16 protein-coding genes are annotated in these 16,967 nt (G+C 62.1%); 4 read left to right on the forward strand and 12 right to left on the reverse strand.

Translation table 11 applies throughout. The annotated features are described in order from the left end of the window. Positions 1-20: 20 nt before the first annotated feature. Together rutA (VW35_RS03425) and rutA (VW35_RS03430) are read right to left on the reverse strand one after the other, a co-directional pair. Positions 21-1,142, reverse strand: a complete 1,122-nt coding sequence (gene rutA / locus VW35_RS03425; RefSeq protein ID WP_046141543.1) for a pyrimidine utilization protein A — start codon at positions 1,140-1,142, stop codon at positions 21-23. Between the two features lie 61 nt (positions 1,143-1,203). Beyond that, positions 1,204-2,301 (reverse strand): pyrimidine utilization protein A, encoded by a 1,098-nt coding sequence (rutA, locus tag VW35_RS03430; RefSeq protein WP_046141730.1) that lies wholly within the window; start codon positions 2,299-2,301, stop codon positions 1,204-1,206. Between the two features lie 275 nt (positions 2,302-2,576). On the opposite strand from rutA (VW35_RS03430), the gene VW35_RS03435 reads away from it, so the two are divergent. Beyond that, positions 2,577-3,254: a L,D-transpeptidase gene (locus VW35_RS03435; RefSeq protein ID WP_046141731.1), complete on the forward strand. Its 678-nt coding sequence runs from the start codon at positions 2,577-2,579 to the stop codon at positions 3,252-3,254. Between the two features lie 48 nt (positions 3,255-3,302). On the opposite strand, the gene VW35_RS03440 is transcribed toward VW35_RS03435, so the two are convergent. Continuing rightward, complete coding sequence (locus tag VW35_RS03440) at positions 3,303-3,941, reverse strand: alpha/beta hydrolase family protein (protein ID WP_046141544.1); 639 nt, start codon at positions 3,939-3,941, stop codon at positions 3,303-3,305. Positions 3,942-4,123: 182 nt separating this feature from the next. Between VW35_RS03440 and VW35_RS03445 the strand changes: the two genes are divergently transcribed. Next, the gene (locus VW35_RS03445; protein WP_046141545.1) at positions 4,124-5,434 is read left to right on the forward strand and encodes an MFS transporter; all 1,311 of its coding nucleotides are present in this window, start codon (positions 4,124-4,126) and stop codon (positions 5,432-5,434) included. Positions 5,435-5,453: 19 nt separating this feature from the next. On the opposite strand, the gene VW35_RS03450 is transcribed toward VW35_RS03445, so the two are convergent. The 7 genes from VW35_RS03450 to VW35_RS03485 all read right to left on the reverse strand — a co-directional run bounded on the left by VW35_RS03450 (position 5,454) and on the right by VW35_RS03485 (position 14,481). Continuing rightward, positions 5,454-7,022 carry an FGGY-family carbohydrate kinase gene (locus VW35_RS03450; RefSeq protein WP_046141546.1) on the reverse strand — a complete coding sequence of 523 codons (1,569 nt, stop codon included), beginning with the start codon at positions 7,020-7,022 and terminating at the stop codon, positions 5,454-5,456. Positions 7,023-7,094: 72 nt separating this feature from the next. Continuing rightward, positions 7,095-8,570: a mannitol dehydrogenase family protein gene (locus VW35_RS03455; RefSeq protein WP_046141732.1), complete on the reverse strand. Its 1,476-nt coding sequence runs from the start codon at positions 8,568-8,570 to the stop codon at positions 7,095-7,097. 208 nt (positions 8,571-8,778) lie between these two features. Next, positions 8,779-9,777, reverse strand: coding sequence for an ABC transporter ATP-binding protein (locus VW35_RS03460; protein WP_046141547.1), 999 nt, complete (start codon positions 9,775-9,777; stop codon positions 8,779-8,781). A gap of 222 nt (positions 9,778-9,999) precedes the next feature. Then, entirely contained in the window at positions 10,000-10,830 is an 831-nt protein-coding gene (locus tag VW35_RS03470; protein ID WP_046141549.1) for a carbohydrate ABC transporter permease, read from the reverse strand. 197 nt (positions 10,831-11,027) lie between these two features. Further along, positions 11,028-11,900 (reverse strand): carbohydrate ABC transporter permease, encoded by an 873-nt coding sequence (locus tag VW35_RS03475; protein ID WP_046141550.1) that lies wholly within the window; start codon positions 11,898-11,900, stop codon positions 11,028-11,030. A gap of 217 nt (positions 11,901-12,117) precedes the next feature. Next, positions 12,118-13,428 (reverse strand): ABC transporter substrate-binding protein, encoded by a 1,311-nt coding sequence (locus VW35_RS03480; protein WP_046141551.1) that lies wholly within the window; start codon positions 13,426-13,428, stop codon positions 12,118-12,120. 108 nt (positions 13,429-13,536) lie between these two features. Continuing rightward, positions 13,537-14,481, reverse strand: coding sequence for a sugar-binding transcriptional regulator (locus VW35_RS03485; RefSeq protein ID WP_046141552.1), 945 nt, complete (start codon positions 14,479-14,481; stop codon positions 13,537-13,539). Between the two features lie 192 nt (positions 14,482-14,673). On the opposite strand from VW35_RS03485, the gene VW35_RS03490 reads away from it, so the two are divergent. Further along, positions 14,674-14,955 carry a hypothetical protein gene (locus tag VW35_RS03490; RefSeq protein WP_046141553.1) on the forward strand — a complete coding sequence of 94 codons (282 nt, stop codon included), beginning with the start codon at positions 14,674-14,676 and terminating at the stop codon, positions 14,953-14,955. A gap of 6 nt (positions 14,956-14,961) precedes the next feature. On the opposite strand, the gene VW35_RS03495 is transcribed toward VW35_RS03490, so the two are convergent. Both VW35_RS03495 and VW35_RS20385 read right to left on the reverse strand, forming a co-directional pair. Then, entirely contained in the window at positions 14,962-15,708 is a 747-nt protein-coding gene (locus VW35_RS03495) for a Crp/Fnr family transcriptional regulator (RefSeq protein ID WP_046141554.1), read from the reverse strand. 256 nt (positions 15,709-15,964) lie between these two features. Then, the gene (locus VW35_RS20385) at positions 15,965-16,489 is read right to left on the reverse strand and encodes a response regulator (protein WP_052951461.1); all 525 of its coding nucleotides are present in this window, start codon (positions 16,487-16,489) and stop codon (positions 15,965-15,967) included. 192 nt (positions 16,490-16,681) lie between these two features. Here VW35_RS20385 and VW35_RS03505 point away from each other — a divergent pair, with 192 nt between their 5' ends. After that, entirely contained in the window at positions 16,682-16,891 is a 210-nt protein-coding gene (locus VW35_RS03505; RefSeq protein WP_046141555.1) for a hypothetical protein, read from the forward strand. The last annotated feature ends 76 nt before the right edge of the window (positions 16,892-16,967 follow it).

Genomic DNA, 16,967 nt, shown 5'->3' on the forward strand with positions numbered 1-16,967 from the left:
TCCTAATCCGGTAGTGCCTGTCAGGCGGCGTTCTGGTTTGCGGCGCTGAGCTTGCTGCGGCTTTTCATCCGGGGCTGGATGTATTGGCCGAACTGCTCGATACCGGTGATGAAATCGTCGAAGGTGAGCATGATGCCGCCAAGGCCCGGCGTCGCCGCGATGATGTCGAGCATGCGCGCGACGTTCTCGTAGGACCCGATGAGGCGCAGGCCACCGTGGGGCTCGGCGAGCTGGGGGTTCTTGAGCATGGCAAGCGTATTGGCGGCCATGCGGCCGGCGGTGGAGTCGGCCGAGGCGGATTTGTCGGCGCTCGACTGGCCGTGAGCCCATTCGATGGCTTCGAGGTCGGTGCCCTTCTTGTAGTGTTCCCACTTCGCCCAAGCGAGTTCGTCGGTGCGGTCGGCGATGACCATGCAGCCGGTAAGCGCGGAAACATTGCGGCCGGTTTTGGCGGCGAAGGTGTTGAGGCGCGCGACATTGTCGCCGGCCTTGTCGGCTTCGTTGATGCCGCCGCCCGACGATACGAAGTTGTAGTCGCAGTGCTCTGCGACGAATTCCATGCCGCGATCGGAGGTGCCGGCGGCAACGATGTCGATATGGGCAGACGGGCGCGGGCTCAGCTTGCAGTCGTCCATCTGGAAGAATTTGCCCTGGAAATTGGACGTGCCGGTTTCCCATAGCTCCTTCATGACGCGCACATATTCAGTGGCGTAGTCGTAGCGGCTCTTGAAGTGCTCGTCGCCGGGCCAGAGGCCCATCTGCTGATATTCCTTGGGCTGCCAGCCGGTGACGATGTTGACGCCAAACCGGCCCGGCGCGATCGAGTCGATGGTTGACGCCATGCGGGCGGCGAGCGGCGGCGGCAGCGTCAGGAGCGCGATCGAGGAATAGAGCTTGATGCGCTGGGTGACGGCGGCGATGCCGGCCATCAGGGTGAAGGGTTCGAGGTTGTGCTGCCAGAATTCGGACGGACCGTTGAAGCCGCGCAACTTGACCATGGCGAGGGCGAAATCGAACCCATAGTGCTCGGCGCGCTGCACGATCGTCTTGTTCATGTCGAAGGTTGGAAACAACTTCGGCGAGGTGGTGGAGCGCAGCCAGCCGCGGCTGCCGATGGGAATAAAAACCCCGATCTGGACCATTTTAGCTTCCTCGATGTAACAGGAAGGTCCCGCGCTGGCGCGAGACCGGAGAGCGCCTCGCTCAGGCAGCGACCTGGTCGGCCTTGAGGCCAACATTGCGCGTCTTCATCAGTGGCTGGATGTGTTCGCCGAACTGCTCGATGCCGGTGACGAAATCATCGAAGGTGAGCATGATGCCCTTGATGCCGGGGGTCGTGCCGATTTCGTCGAGCATGCGCGCGACATTTTCATACGAGCCGATGATCTTGGTCATGCCGGTCGGCTCGGGATTTTCGATGCCTTTCTTAAGGAGAGCAGCCGTCGAATTGGCATTGGCCTTGGTGTCGGCGCCAGCCTGGCTCGCCTGCCATTCGAGGGCTTCGACGTCGGTGCCCTGCTTGTAATATTCGTATCTGGCGAAGGCCATTTCGTCGGTGCGATCGGCAATGACCATGACGAGCTGGAAGGCGCCGGTGCCACGGCCGTGGCGTGCGGCGGCTTCGGCGACGCGGCCGGCGACGTCGCGGCAGCCATCGGTCTGGTTGAGGCCTCCGGCGACGACGAAGTTGTAGTCTCCATATTTGGCGACGAAATCCATGCCGGCAGGGGACTGGCCGGCGCCGACGATCTTGATCGGCGCGCTGGGGCACGGGGAGAGCTTGCAGTCGTCGTATTGGAAGAAGTCGCCCTTGAAATCGGACGTGCCGGTTTCCCAGAGCTGCTTCATGATCTGCACATATTCCGACGCATAATCATAGCGGCGGGCGAAATGCTCGGGCGTGAGCTCAAGGCCCATCTGCTGATATTCCTTGGGCTGCCAGCCGGTGACCATGTTGACCCCGATACGACCGGGGGCGATGGAGTCGATGGTCGAGACCATGCGGGCGACGAGCGCAGGCGGCATGGTGAGCATGGCGACGGAAGCGAAAAGCTGGATCTTCTTGGTCACGGCGGCAAGGCCTGCCATGAGCGTGAAGCTTTCGAGATTGTGCACCCAGTATTCGCTCGGCCCATTATAGCCGCGGAGCTTGATCATCGAGAGGGCGAAATCGAGCCCATAATGCTCGGCGCGCTGCACGACGGTCTTGTTGAGATCGAAAGTCGGGTAGGTCTTCGGCGAGGTGTTGGAAATGAGCCAGCCGCGGCTGCCGATGGGGATGAATACGCCGATTTGCGTCACGCCGATGTCTCCTGCAGTCTCCCCGCGACACGGCCGGAGCGGGCCGAGGAGGCAGGGAAGGTGTGGTTGCAGGAGGATGGTCGGGCGCTCGGCCAATTTTTCCAATGGAGTAATTCTCACCCGCTGGGCGCAAAATTACTCCGGGATTTGGATGGGGGCGGAGTCAGCAAGGCTCGGAAGCATTCGCGCGAGTGTGGCCCTGCTGCTCTTGCCAAGTCGGATCGGCCGGACCAATGTCCGCGAACGCGACAGTTCAGGTCGTGGGGGAGTTCATCATGACAAGAGGCAAAGACCGCGATCTGGATGCGGCACCTGCGCAGTTCACGCGGCGCGCCTTTCTCGTTGGATCGGCGGCGCTGATCGGCGCGGCGGGGCTTGCAGCCTGTTCGCCGACCGGCATGAGCATGGCCGAGGCGGAACGCATCTATGGCCCCCTGCCCAATGAGCGCTTCCCGGTGCCAGCGGTTAATATCGCCAAGGTCGATCCAAAATATCTCCGCCGCCGGGTGCGCTACGATTCCAAGGAGCCGGTAGGGACGATCATCGTCGACCCCAAGCACTATTATGTCTATCGGATCGAAGGCGACGGCTATGCCACGCGCTATGGCGCCAATGTCGGGCGCGCCGGGTTCGTCTGGAGCGGCGAGGCTTATATCGGGCGCAAGGCGGAATGGCCGGTCTGGACGCCGCCCAAGGAGATGATCGCGCGGCAGCCGGAAGCCGCGCCCTATGCCAATGGCATGCCGCCGGGCCTCAATAATCCGCTCGGCGCACGCACGCTCTATCTCTACCAGAACGGCGCCTATACGCTCTACACCATCTACAGCACCATCATGCCCGAAACCATCGGCAAGGGCGTGTCGAGTGGCTGCGTGGGGCTGCTGACGCAGGATATGCTCGACCTTTATGACAAGACGCCAGTCAATACTAAGGTGATCGTGCTCAAGGCCTGAGGCTCCTGGGACAAGTGGCTGCCGGAGATCCGGGGGCCGCTGCCAGGATCAAAGGCGCGCTGCCCAATCTGCGAGCTTTCCGCCAAGACGTTCAAGATGATCGGCGGCTGAAAAGCCGGATACGGCCTTGCGCGGCTTGAGGTCGTGATCGCCATCCTCGAGCCAGAAGAGATCGATATTGGGCGAGAGGCCGTAGGCCGGCACTTCCGCACTGGTGCCGAAGGGATCACGCGTGCCCTGGAAGAAGAGAGCCGGCGCCTGCAGATTTTCGAGATGGGCGGTGCGCAACTGATCGGGCTTGTCCGGCGGGTGGAACGGATAGCCGAAACAGACGAGTCCGGCGATGCGGCGAGCCGCATAAAGATCGTCGGCCACCATGCTTGCGACGCGGCCGCCCATGGATTTGCCGCCGATCAGTAGCGGCCCTCTGGTCGGACCGAGATCGTCCACCGCAGCGATGAATTCGGGCATGACGCGCTCCGCCTTGGGTGGCGGCTTGCGGCCATCGCCGGTGCGGCGCGACGCCATATAGGCAAATTCGAAGAGGGCAACGCGGATAGACCGGGCAGCAACCGCGCCTGCCAGCGCCGTCATGGCCGGAGAATCCATCGGCGCGCCGGCACCATGGGCAAGCAGCAGCGTCAGGCGCGCGTCTTCGGGGCCATCGAAGAGAAAATCGGTCGGCATCGCGGGCCTCCTCGTTTGCTCGCAAGAGTATCGGCAATCCGGGGCGACAACCACCCAGGAAAGACGACCAAGGCGCGGCTCGATACGGAGCGTGTGGCCGAGCGCGCCGGATTCAGGCGGATCGCGGCTGGCTCGGACAGGCGACTCCGGCTAGGAAGCGGCAGCCTTTGCGGGAGGATGGAATGGCGCTTTCGATCGATCAGGTGATGGACGAGGCGGGAGCCGGACGCTTCCAGCGCCGTCTTCTCGGCATTTTCGGGCTGGTCTGGGCGGCAGACGCCATGCAGGTGCTGGCCGTTGGGTTCACCAGTGCCTCGATTGCCGCGACGTTTCAAATCTCCCTGCCCGAGGCGCTGCAGATCGGTACGGTGTTTTTCCTCGGCATGCTGATCGGCGCCAGTCTTTTCGGGCGCCTCGCCGACCGCTTCGGGCGACGGCGGGTGTTGCTGGTGACGGTCGCCCTCGATGCCGTCTTTGGGGTGCTATCGGTTTTCGCACCGAACCTCTGGGTGCTCTTCGTCTTGCGATTTTTGACCGGGATGGCCGTGGGCGGCACGCTTCCGGTCGATTATGCGATGATGGCGGAATTTCTGCCGGCCAAGAACCGGGGGCGCTGGCTGGTCATCCTCGAAGGATTCTGGGCCGTCGGGACCATCGTCATCGCGCTGGCCGCCTGGGGCGCGAGTCTTCTGGGCGTGGCCGACGCCTGGCGCTGGATTTTTGCGGTCACCGCGCTGCCGGCGCTGATCGGTATCTGGCTTCGGCTCTGGGTGCCGGAATCGCCGCAGTTCCTGCTGCGAAGCGGACAAAAGAAGGCGCTCGTTTCCGTGCTCGACACCGTGCTTTCAACCAATGGCAAGTCAACGCTGCCTGCCGATACGGCCATCGCCTTGCCCCCGGCGCACAAAGCGCCCGGCATCTTCTCCCCTGCCCTCAGACGCCGGACGATTTCGATCCTTGCCGTTTGGCTTCTCGTGTCGATTTCCTATTACGGGATCTTCACCTGGCTACCGGCACGGCTGGCCTCGGAAGGGCTCGGCTATGTACGCGGCTATGATTTCCTCGTTCTGGTCGCGCTGGCGCAGTTGCCCGGCTATGCGCTGGCGGCCTGGGGCGTCGAGCGATTTGGCCGCAAGCCGACCCTCGTCAGCTTCGTACTTCTGAGCGCGGCAGGGTGTGCTCTTTTCGTGCTGGCGGGCACCGGGCCAATGGTGGGTGGAGCGATCCTGCTCATGAGCTTTGCGCTGCTCGGCACCTGGGGCGCGCTTTACGCTTTTACGCCTGAACTTTACCCCACCGCTTCGCGCGCCACCGGCATGGGCGCCGCGGGATCGGCAGCGCGGCTCGGCGGCCTGCTGGCCCCTTCGATCATGGGGCTGGTCTTCGTGCAGGATTTTGCCCTCGCCATCGGGCTCTTTGCCGGGCTGCTGTTGTTGGCGGCAGGTGCGGCCTGGCTCGTGGACGCCGAAACACGAGACGCGAGGCTGGACTAGCCCTCTTCAGGATCAGCGATCAGTCAAGCGCGTCAATGGCTTGGCGCTGTCTGAGCATTTCGATGAATATCCGGTAGTCCCTGTCGAACTGCGGCTGGGCTGCCGGATTGGGCGGGCGCGAGGTGCCGCCTTGCTGCATCGAGAGGCAGGCCTGATCAAGGCTCGGATAGAGGCCGGCGGCATTGGCGGCGACCATGGCCATGCCGAGAAGTGTGGCATCGGGGGCCGAGGGTTCGACCACGGTGCAGCCAGTGGCGTCGGCGTAAAGCTCCATCAGCAAAGGATTTTTTGTGTGCCCGCCGGTGATGTGCAGGGTGTCGATGGCATAGCCGCGGGTGTTGAGGGTTTCGAGGATGTGGCGGACGCCGAGGGCGATCGAGACGCAGGTTCGCCAATAGAGGCGGCAAAGACTGTCAAAATCGCTGTCGAGGGTAAGGCCGGAGATGACGCCGAGGGCGAAGGGGTCGCCGAGTGGAGAGCGGTTTCCGTGAAAATCTGGCAGCACATGCAAGCGGTTAGCGAGAGCGAGGCCTTCGGTTTCGCGAAGCTCCATGACCCGACGGCAGATGGCGAGGTGGATTTCGCGGGTGGGTTCACCCCCGGCACCATGCCAGCGGATGATGTGATCGAGCAGTGCGCCGGTGGCGGATTGGCCGCCTTCGTTGAGCCAGACGCCGGGGAGGACGGCGCCGAAATAGGGTCCCCAGACGCCGGTGGTTGGGCGGTCTTCGGCCGATAAGGCCATGACACAGCTCGATGTTCCCGCGATGAGGGCCAGGTGGCGGTCGATGGTATCGACGTCGGACGTGAAGGCACCGAGGACGCCGAGGGCGCCGGCATGCGCGTCGATGAGACCAGCGCCGACTCGGCACTTTTCGGTGAGGCCGAGTTGGGTGGCGGCGGTGTTGGTCAGCGGGCCCAGGTCGGCGCCGACGGGGCTGGCGGTGTCGGGAAGTGCAGCTTTTTCAAGGAGATCGTCGAGGCCGACGAGATTCAGGAAGTCCTGCTGCCAGCCTGGGGTGCGGTGTCCGAGATAGGTCCATTTGCAGGTCAGGGTCGATTGCGAGCGGGCAAGCGATCCAGTGGCTTTCCAGGACAAAAAGTCAGCCAAATCAAACATATGGCCTGCTCGGGCCCAGCTTTGCGGCAGGTGGCGCTTGAGCCACATGAGCTTGGGCACTTCCATTTCGGGGGACATAACGCCGCCGGCATAATGGAGGACTTCATGCCCGGTGCGCGTGCATTCATCGGCTTCTTCGAGAGCGCGATGATCGAGCCAAACTATTGTATCCCAACGATCTTCTCCGTCTTTCGATACGGTGACCGGCGCGCCATAGGCATCGCGGACGACGAGGGAACAGGTGGCGTCAAAGCCGATGCCGACGACATCGGCCGGGTCGGCGTGTGCTTGGGTGAGCGCGGTGCGGACGGCGAGGCAGACGGCGGCCCAGATATCTTCGCTGTCGTGCTCGGCGAAATTGGCGTCGCTGCGCCGCATCCGGATCGGATTTTCGTGACGACCCAAGAGTATACCGTCGCGTGTGAACACTCCGGCACGGGCGCTGCCGGTGCCTACGTCCACTCCCATCAGGAGGTTTTGCCCCACGCTACCCTCGCTTCTCCGTCCCGGGCGGAGATTAGCGGAAGGCAGCGGGCGGGGCTAGAGGCGGTCGGCGAGATAGGCTTCGAGCGTTGCCTTCGTGCCGATAGACCATAGCGAATTCAAGGACTTGGTAAAGGCAGCGATGAAGCTCGGGGCCTTGGCGAGGTCGCCGTAGATGTCGGCCATGTCGAGCCAAACGGTTGGATTGTCCTTGGCTTTCTTGGCCTGGGCCGTGAGGCGATCCCAGCTTGGATCGTTGGGTTCGATGACCGCGCCGCTATCGGTCGTGCCGTAGCAATAACGGCACCAAAGTGCGGAGACGAGGGCAAGGCCTGTTACCGTTCCGTTAGCGTTGACCCTATCCAAGGCGGTCGGAATGATAAACTTCGGCTGGCGGTTGGAGCCATCGAGGGCGAGGCGACGGATTGTGTCGCCGATCTTGGGATTGGCGAAGCGTTTTTCGCAGAGCGCGAAATAGTCGTTGAGATCGGTATCGGGGACCGGCGGCACGACCGGAATGATCTCTTCGGTCTCGACCTTCTTGAGGAAGGCGGCGACGAGCGGATGCTCCATGGCTTCGTGGACGAAGTGGATATCCATGAGCCCGGCGGGATAGGCAATGGTCGCGTGGCCGCCATTGAGGATGCGAATTTTCATGTGCTCATAGGGGGCGACATCGGGGACGAACTGCACGCCGACCTTTTCGAGCGCCGGGCGGCCGGCGGGGAAATTGTCTTCGAGCACCCATTGCTTGAAGTTTTCGCAAAAGACAGGCCAGGCGTCTTCGATGCCAAAATTGTCCGCGAGGAGTTTTTTCTCGCGATCGGAGGTCGCGGGGGTGATGCGGTCCACCATGCCGTTGGGGAAGGCGACTGAGCTCTTGACCCATTCGGCCAGCGCCGGATCGATCAGGGCGGCGAGGCCCGCGACGGCGTTTTCGGTGACATGGCCATTACCCGGGATGTTGTCGCAGCTCATCACCGTGAACGGCTGGAGACCAGCGTTTTTCCGCGCGGCGAGGCCGGCGAGGATCAGGCCGAAAGCGGTTTTCGGCGCGTCGAAATGGGCGGCGTCATGGGTAATGTCAGGATGGGTCGGATCGAACTTTTGCGAGGCCGGGTCGATATAGTAGCCGCCCTCGGTGATGGTCAGCGAAACGATGCGGATGGCCGGATCGGCGAGCTTGGCGATGACGGCAGCGCTATCGCCGGGCTTCAGGTAATCCACCATGGCGCCGGTGACATGGGCGGAGCTGGACTCAGCTTCCTGCTCGACGACGGTGGTGAGCCAATCCTGGCCCATGAGCTTTTGGCGCATGGCTTCGTCGGTGTCGCGGACGCCGGCACCGATCAGGGCCCAGTCGTGGCCCTCGCCGAGATTGAAGAGAGCGTCGAGATAGACGGCCTGGTGGGCGCGATGGAAATTGCCGACGCCGAAATGGACGATGCCGGGAGTGAGGTCATAGCGGGTGTAGTGCGGGACTGCGGCGGAGGTGATGGTGGGGAGCGTGGCGGCGGAGAGCTTGGTGTTCATGGCGTACATCCCGGAGTGACGCCTGCTACTAATCGGCGCTCCGTCAAAGAGAAACTCTGGTTCCCGCTTTTACGGGAATGACATTGCGGCCGGGCCACAAACGTCCCACCCGCCGTCATTGCCCGGCTTGTCCGGGCAATCCAGTTTGCTGTGGCATGGATTACCGGGACAAGCCCGGTAATGACGAACCTGGGGGTAATGGTGCGCATCAGATCGCCTTGCCGGCCGCGTCGAATTTGTAGATGCGGGTTGGATCCGGCGTCAGATAGACCACGTCGCCGTGCTTAAAGGTCTGGTCGCCGTCGGTGCGGACGGTCATGAGGCCGAGGCCGTCGGTCTGGACGTGGAGGAAGGTGTCGGAGCCGAGTTGTTCGGCGACGCCGACCGTGCCCTTCCAGGCGCCTTCAGTGGTTGAGAGGCGGAAGTGTTCCGGGCGCACGCCGATGGAATGGGCGTTGTGCTTCGCGGCTTCGGGGCCATCGACGAAGTTCATCTTAGGGCTACCGATGAAGCCGGCGACAAAGCGGTTGGCGGGCTTCTTGTAGAGGTCGAGCGGGGAGCCGAACTGTTCGACATTGCCGGCATTGAGCACGACGATGCGATCGGCCATGGTCATGGCTTCGACCTGATCGTGGGTCACGTAGATCATCGTGGTTTTGAGCTGCTGGTGCAGTTCGGTGATTTCGAGGCGCATGTTGACGCGCAGCGCCGCGTCGAGGTTCGACAAGGGTTCGTCGAAGAGGAAAGCCTTGGGCTCGCGCACGATGGCGCGGCCGATGGCGACGCGCTGGCGCTGGCCGCCGGAAAGGGCACGCGGGCGCCGGTCGAGGTAGGAACCAAGGTTGAGGGTGCGTGCGGCATAGTCGACTTTCTTGTCGATTTCGGCCTGGGGCATTTTCGCCATCTTGAGCGGAAAGGCGATGTTGTCGCGCACGCTCATATGCGGATAGAGCGCATAGGACTGGAAGACCATGGCAAGGCCACGGCGGGCGGGCGGTGCGTCGGTAACGTCCTGGCCGTCGAGGAGGATTTTGCCCGAGGTGGTGTCTTCGAGGCCGGCGATGAGGCGGAGAAGCGTGGACTTGCCGCAGCCGGAGGGGCCGACGAAGACCACGAATTCACCATCGCGGATATCGAGCGAGATATCGGGAATGATCTCGACTTCGCCGAAGGACTTGTTGACGTGTTCGAGGGTGATGGAACCCATTTTTTGGTCCTTACCTGAGCGAAATCGAGACATGACGGACTTGGGAGACGAAGCTGGTGAGCCCGGAGGCGTCCCCTCGCCCCTTAGGGGAGAGGGTTAGGGTGAGGGGTGAAGTCTTTTCGGCTTGAGCCGACAGTGTGAACCCCTCACCCGGCGCGTTCGCGCCGACCTCTCCCCTCAGGGGCGAGGTGAGCCAGTGGATTTGGCCGTATCGCGTTCCCATCACTTCACCGCCCCGAAGGTCAGCCCGCGCACCAACTGCTTTTGACTGAACCAGCCGAGCAAGAGGATCGGGGCGATGGCGAGGAGGGAGGCGGCGGAGAGTTTGGCGAGGAAGAGGCCTTGCGGCGAGGAGAAAGATGAGATGAAGGCGGTCAGCGTCCCAGCCCGGCCCGAGGTCAGCGTGATGGTCCAGAAGGCTTCGTTCCAGGCGAGGATGACGTTGAGCAGCAGCGTCGAGGCAATGCCGGGCACGGCCATGGGGACAAGGACGTGGGTGATCTCGTTCCAGAGCTCGGCGCCATCCATGCGCGCGGCCTCGAGGATATCGACCGGGATTTCCTTGAAGTAGGTGTAGAGCATCCAGATGATGATCGGCAGGTTGATCAGGGTCATGATCAGCGTCAGGCCGTGCAGCGTGTCGAGCAGCCTGAGATCGCGGAAGATCAGGTAGATGGGGATGAGGACGCCGACGGCGGGCATCATCTTGGTGGAGAGCATCCACATCAGGATGTCCTTGGTGCGCTTCGATGGTGCGAAGGCCATGGACCAGGCGGCGGGGATGGCGATGATGAGGCCAAGCAGGGTCGAGCCAACCGAGACGATGACGGAATTGAAGGCGTGCTTGAAATAGTCCGAGCGGGCCTGCACGGCGCTGAAATTATCGAGCGTAAAAGTCTCCGGCAGGAAGGTGGGCGGCGACGCGATGGCCTCGGCTTCGGTCTTGAAGGCGGTAACGAGCGTCCAGAGGATCGGCGAGAAGAGTAGGAGCGCGATGACCCAGGCGAGGACGGTGAAGCCGATCTTGGTGGAGGTGGAGACGCGGCGGGCCATCTTACCTGTTCTCCGCTGATTGTTTGAAGGTCTCGGGGTGATCGCTCCCTCGCCCCTCAGGGGAGAGGGTTGGGGTGAGGGGTGAAGACCCATCGGTGGGCGTTGCGACACTGAACCCCTCATCCGGCCCTACGGGCCACCTTCTCCCCTCAGGGGCGAAGGGAAGCGTGCTCGAGCCGATCGTCTGATGAGAAGCGCTACGCATCAAGGTTCTTCCCCACGGCGCGCATTAGGAAGACGGCGACGATGTTGGCGATGATGACGGCTACGACGCCACCCGCCGAGCCAGCGCCGATATCGTTGGACAGGATGCCGGTGCGGAAGACGAGGAAGGCGATGTTGGTGGAGGCATAGCCGGGGCCGCCGCCAGTGGTGACGCGGATTTCAGCAAAAATGCCGAGGAGGAAGATGGTCTGGATCAGGATCACGATGGTGATCGCCCGGGCCATGTGCGGCAGGATGATGTAGCGGAAGCGATTGACGGCGTTGGCGCCATCCATTTCGGCGGCTTCGCGCTGTTCTTCGGAAAGGGACTGCAGGGCGGTAAGGAGGATCAGTGTCGCGAAAGGCAGCCATTGCCAGGCGACGATGACGATGACCGAAAAAAGCGGATATTGGTTGAACCAATCGACCGGCTGCAGGCCGAAGAATTTCCAGAGATGCCCGAGCATGCCATAGCCGGGATGCATGAAGCCGTTTTTCCAGATCAGCGCGGCGACGGGCGGCATGACGAAGAAGGGGGAGATGACGATGATGCGTAAAATCCCCTGCCCCCAGATCGGCTGATCGAGCAGCAATGCGAGGAAGGTGCCGCCGATGACGGTGATGAGAAGCACGCCGCCGACGAGGAGGAGCGTGTTGATCAGGGACTGGGTGAAGCTCGGGTCGCCGATGACGTAGACATAATTGGCCCAGCCGGCAAAGCCGGTCATCATCGGGTTGATGAGGCTATAGTTCTGGAACGAGAACCACAGGGTCATGACCAGTGGGACGATCATCCAGATAAAGAGCACGACGACGGCTGGAGCCATCATGGTGCGCGCCAGGGCGCGGGTTTGTTTGGTGGCCATTCTTTTGTGACTTTCTCCCGACGCGCTTGTTCTGCGCTGCGTTCCTCACAGGCACCGTTCTGTCCTCGGACTTGATCCGAGGACCACTCGCAATGCTCACCGGGTGGATGAAGGCCCTCGGATCAAGTCCGAGGGAAGCCCGGTGGGTGTGAATGAATCTTCGAAAATCCGCCTGGCCGAAAGAGGGGTCGATCGGCCAGGCGGCAGTCGGGAGGTTCTACTTAATATATCCCGCGCGGGTCATGTCGCGTGTGGTGGCTTCCTGAGCCTGGGCCAGGGCGTCGTCGGCGCTCATCTGGCCCGCGAGAGCGGCAGAGAAGAGCTGGCCGACATTGGTGCCGATGCCAGCAAATTCGGGGATCGCGACGAACTGGACGCCGGTATAGGGCACGGGCTTGACCGTTGGCTTGGTCGGATCGGCTGAGTTGATCGCAGCAAGGGTCATCGCGGCGAAGGGCGCGGCGGCCTGATAATCCGGGTTTTCATAGAGCGAGGTGCGGGTGCCCGGAGGCACGTTGGCCCAGCCGTCCTTTTCGGCGACGAGGGCGAGATAATCCTTATTGGTCGCCCAATTGATGAATTTCTCGGCCGCTTCGGCATTTTGTGAGGAGGCAGGAATGGCGAGGGACCAGGCCCAGAGCCAGTTGCCGCGCTTGCCGAGGCCATTGTCCGGGGCCTGGGCGAAGCCGACCTTGTCAGCAACGGTCGAGTCATCGGGATTGGTGACGAAGGATGCGGCGACGGTAGCGTCGATCCACATGCCGCACTTGCCCTGCTGGAAGAGGGTCAGGTTTTCATTGAAGCCGTTGGAGGAGGCGCCCGAGGGGCCGGCATCAGCCATCAGCGAGAGATAGGTATCGAGGGTCGCTTTCCACTCGGGCTGATCGAATTGGGGCTTCCAGTTTTCGTCGAACCACCGCGCGCCGAAGGAATTGGACATGGCGGTGAGGAAAGCCATGTTCTCGCCCCAGCCGGCCTTGCCGCGAAGGCAGATGCCGTTGATGTCATTGGCGCGATCGGTCATGGCGCGGGCCGCCTCGCCGATGAATTCCCAGGTCGGGGCATCGGGCATCTCGAGGCCGGCTTTTTCCATCAGGTCCTTGCGATACATGATGAAGGAGCTCTCGCCATAAAACGGTGCGGCATAGAGCTTGCCATCAACGGAGAGGCCACCGCGGATGGCGGGGAGAAGATCGTCGACGTCGTATTCGGCATCGGCGGAAAGCGCATCGAGCGGCTTCAGCCAGCCCTGCTTGGCCCAGATCGGGGCTTCATAGGTGCCGATGGTCATGATGTCATATTGGCCGCCATTGGTGGCGATGTCGGTGGTGACGTTCTGGCGGAGCGTATTTTCTTCGAGCACGACCCAATTGAGTTCGATGCCGGTTTCTTCAGTGAAGGCGCTCGAAAGACCCTGCATGCGGATCATGTCGCCATTGTTCACCGTCGCGATGGTCAGCGTCTGCGCCGACGCGGAGCCGGCCAGGGCAAGCAGAATTGCGCCCGCGAAAAGGGGTGTGAGCTTCATAGATTTCCTCCCAAGGACGAAGCGAGTTTTTGCTCTCGTCTTGAGCAAATGTTCACCAGCTGAGCGAAAGTGTCAAGCGGGGTATTTTTGCTCTTTTGGGATTTTGACTTACTGGAGGAGAAGTGCGGCCGTCGTTTCGTCGGTAATAACGCCATTGGCCAAACCACTTTTAAGGGCGGCGCGGATAGAGGCGGCTTTGCTTCGGCCCATGGCGAGGGCGATGACGGGGCCCTTGGGGATGGGCGCGGAGGCGACGCGATCATTGGTGAGGCCAGGGATCAATTCGCCCGCGGCATCGAAGGTCCAGCCGCAGATTTCCCCGACGGCGCCGGCTTTAAGGAGTTCGGCGTGTTCGGCTTCGGTGATGAAGCCATCGAGGAGCAATGGCGCGTCGGGGCCGAGATGGCCGACGCCGACAAAGGTGATCTGGGCTTGCGCGGCAAGGGTCAACGTCGCTTCGATCATCGCCTGGGTGTGGAGCAGTTGCCGCTCCTTGGCCGAGGAGGCGATGACCGGCAGAGGCATGGGGAAGGAGCGGGCCTTGACCGTATCGGCCACGTTGAAAATGACGTTGTAGAAGGCGGCGGAGCCATCGGGGGCGATATTGCCGGTGAGCGAGACGACCTTGTGGTGCTGGCAGTCCATGGGCTGGAGCTGCTCGATGGCGGCTTTGAGCGTACGGCCAGTGCCGATGGCCATAACGATAGAGTCGGTACTCTTGAGATAGCGCTCGATTTCGGCGGCACCGGCTTCGGCGACACCTATGGTGGTGGACTCCGAGGCGGGATCAGACGGCACGACTTCGCATTGGACGAGGCCGAACCTGTCGGTCAGGCGCTGGGCGAGGTCGAGGCAGCGGCCAATGGGATGATCGAGACGAACTTTTATCAGGCCCTCGCTGACCGAGAGCGAGACGAGGCGCTGCGCGGTCTGGCGCGAAATGCCCATCTTGGCCGCGATCTCTTCCTGGGTATTGCCCGCGACATAGTAGAGCCAGCCGGCGCGGGCGGCGTCGTCGAGCCGGGTCGCAGAATTGTCCTGTCGCGCTGCCATGGTCCTCACCTGTTGCCCCGGATTATTCGCAAGCGTGACGGCTTCGCAAGTTCAATCCGAAATCGCTGTCGCAAACAGCCGCGCTAACGGGGTAAGGAGCGATTAGCATATGTTAATGACATCACGCCCCCGCCGCTTAGATTTTGCGGGCAAATCAGCGATTTGCGTTACTCGCGCAACAGGGATGGACAGGTGGCTGGCGAAGAGATTGAACAAGAAGGTGTCGTCAGGGATCTGATGGTTGATCACGCAGGACAACGCCTTCAAGCGGTTTATTTCGTCGAGCACGGGCAAATCCAGGCCAAGGTGAATGGCCGTTTCTATCGTTTGCCCAAGGGTGACATGCCAGCGGCCGAAGCGGTCCGCGGATTGCTCATCGGGCTTGCCGATGACGGCGGGCGCAAGCGCGAGCAGGCATCCATCTGGGCTGGATGGCTGCCGGGCAAGAAGGAAGATCAGTCACGGATCGAGTGAACTCACTCAGTCGCGCTGAGCCTTGAGATAGCTCGGATCGAAGGCGCAGAGGCGCGCGAGGCTTTCCGGATCCGGCAGGGTGACGATGCGATCGCGCCAGATGGCAAGGCCGAGCCGGCGCAGCATCTGGATGGTGCGGTTGACGTGGACGGTGGACAGGCCAAGCGCTTCGCCCATTTCGGACTGGGTCAGCGGAAGCTCGAAGACACCGCCGGCACGCACGAGGCCGGCGCGATCGAGCCGATGGTGCATTTCGCACAAGAGGTGCCCGACCCGATGGAGCGCATTGCGGCCGCCGAGGCTGACGAGGAGCTCCTGGGTGGCGCTTTGCTCGATGGCGGCGCAGCGCAGAATGGCTGTCATGATCTCGGGATAGAGCTCGACGATGGTGGCGAGGCGGTCGAGATCGACGATGCCGATGGTGCTGGGCGCGAGCGAGATAATATCCTGAGAGACGGGGCTATCGGAAATGAAGCCGAAATCGCAGACATCGCCGGGGATGATGAAGGCGGTGATCTGGCGGCGGCCATCGGGCAGATGCTTATAGCGGCAGGCAAGACCTGAAAGCATGACGCGCATGCCAGGATCGCGCACGCCGTCGCGAACGACATGCTCGCGGGCGCTGAACTGCCGGAACAATTGCGGCGCGCGCCGGACCGCATCCTGGGCCGCATCGGAAAGAGGCGCGACCTCGAGGAGCCGGTTCAGCCACGTCTCGCTCCATCGCGGCGACGGAGACGTGCTCTCGATCATGCCTGACGCACCAAGGCAAAGAGGGCCTGGTGGGACCGATCACCAAGATTGACGTTTGCCGCCTTGGGTTTGTTTTCGTTTTGCAAGGGGTGAGCCATGATTCTTGAAAGAATGGCCGGACCCTAGCCGCCGCAAAGCGCGCGGAAATTCACATATGTTATATGTTTGCGGAATTGCCGATACCAAATGTGTCGACGTAACGCATGTTACTTAAAACCAATCTTTTCCGTTGCTTAGAGGAGCCAGGCGCAGCCGGTCAGGCGGATGACAAGGACTCTTGATCGCCCATGTCGATCTTTTCCGCATGACGTCGCGCAGCGGCGCGGAGGGACGCCGACATGGCACGAACAAGACGGATGCGACTGGTGACTTCGCCATCGTCGAGCCGCACCGGTTCAGGGTCGAATTCGCGCGGCGCGGGCTCGGAGCGCTTCTGTGTAAGAAGCGTCGAGACGACATCGATGAGCACTGCTTCGTCATAGGGCTTATCGAGGCGCGGAACGCCACAGAACCTTTGCGGCACCGGCGCACCGGTGGCGGTGAAGACGACCGGTACGCTACGCCGGACGAGTTCGTCGGCGAGGCCAAACACCGGGATGCCATGAAGGAGATCGTCGAGAATGGCCAAATCGACGCCCCGCCGGCCGAGGAGATGCATTGCATAATAGGGTGTCGGCGCGGGGCCAAGAACCACCGCTCCGAGGCGGCGAAGAGCCTGAGCCAGATCATCGGCGAGGTGCTGATCGTCTTCAACGAGAAGAATGCGCTTACCGTTGAGCAAGGTCTATCTCTCCCATCGGAAAATTCTTTGAAAGCGGACGCGACGGCACGCTGGCGCACCGGTGAACGGTTCATAGAGTTAAGTCGGAGAAACGGCTGTGACACGCCCCTTATGTGTAAAAGACACTAACCTAGTTTAATGCGGGTGCGTTGACGAGACCGGTACTGTGAGGGCCATTCGAAGGGAATCGGCGTGAACGAATACACCGTGATCGACTGCCGTGCCGCGGTCATCAATTCAGAACAAACGATCAAGGCACGCTCGCCCGAAGAGGCAGCGATGCTGGCCATTGGCGAGCCGCTGGCGCGCGGCGGCCACCACCGTCATCTCGTCTGCCGCGTCTACTGGCACCATGAAGGTCAGAAAAACATGGTCCGGCTCTATGCCAAGGCCGCCGCGTAAGGGCAAAAGCCGAGCATTTCTCCAGCGATGACGCTGCGCGGGGTTTGCACCGATCATAACAAGGAACGCTGTCATC

Origin of the sequence: Devosia soli, assembly GCF_000970455.1 — a bacterium.
Lineage (GTDB): Bacteria > Pseudomonadota > Alphaproteobacteria > Rhizobiales > Devosiaceae > Devosia > Devosia soli.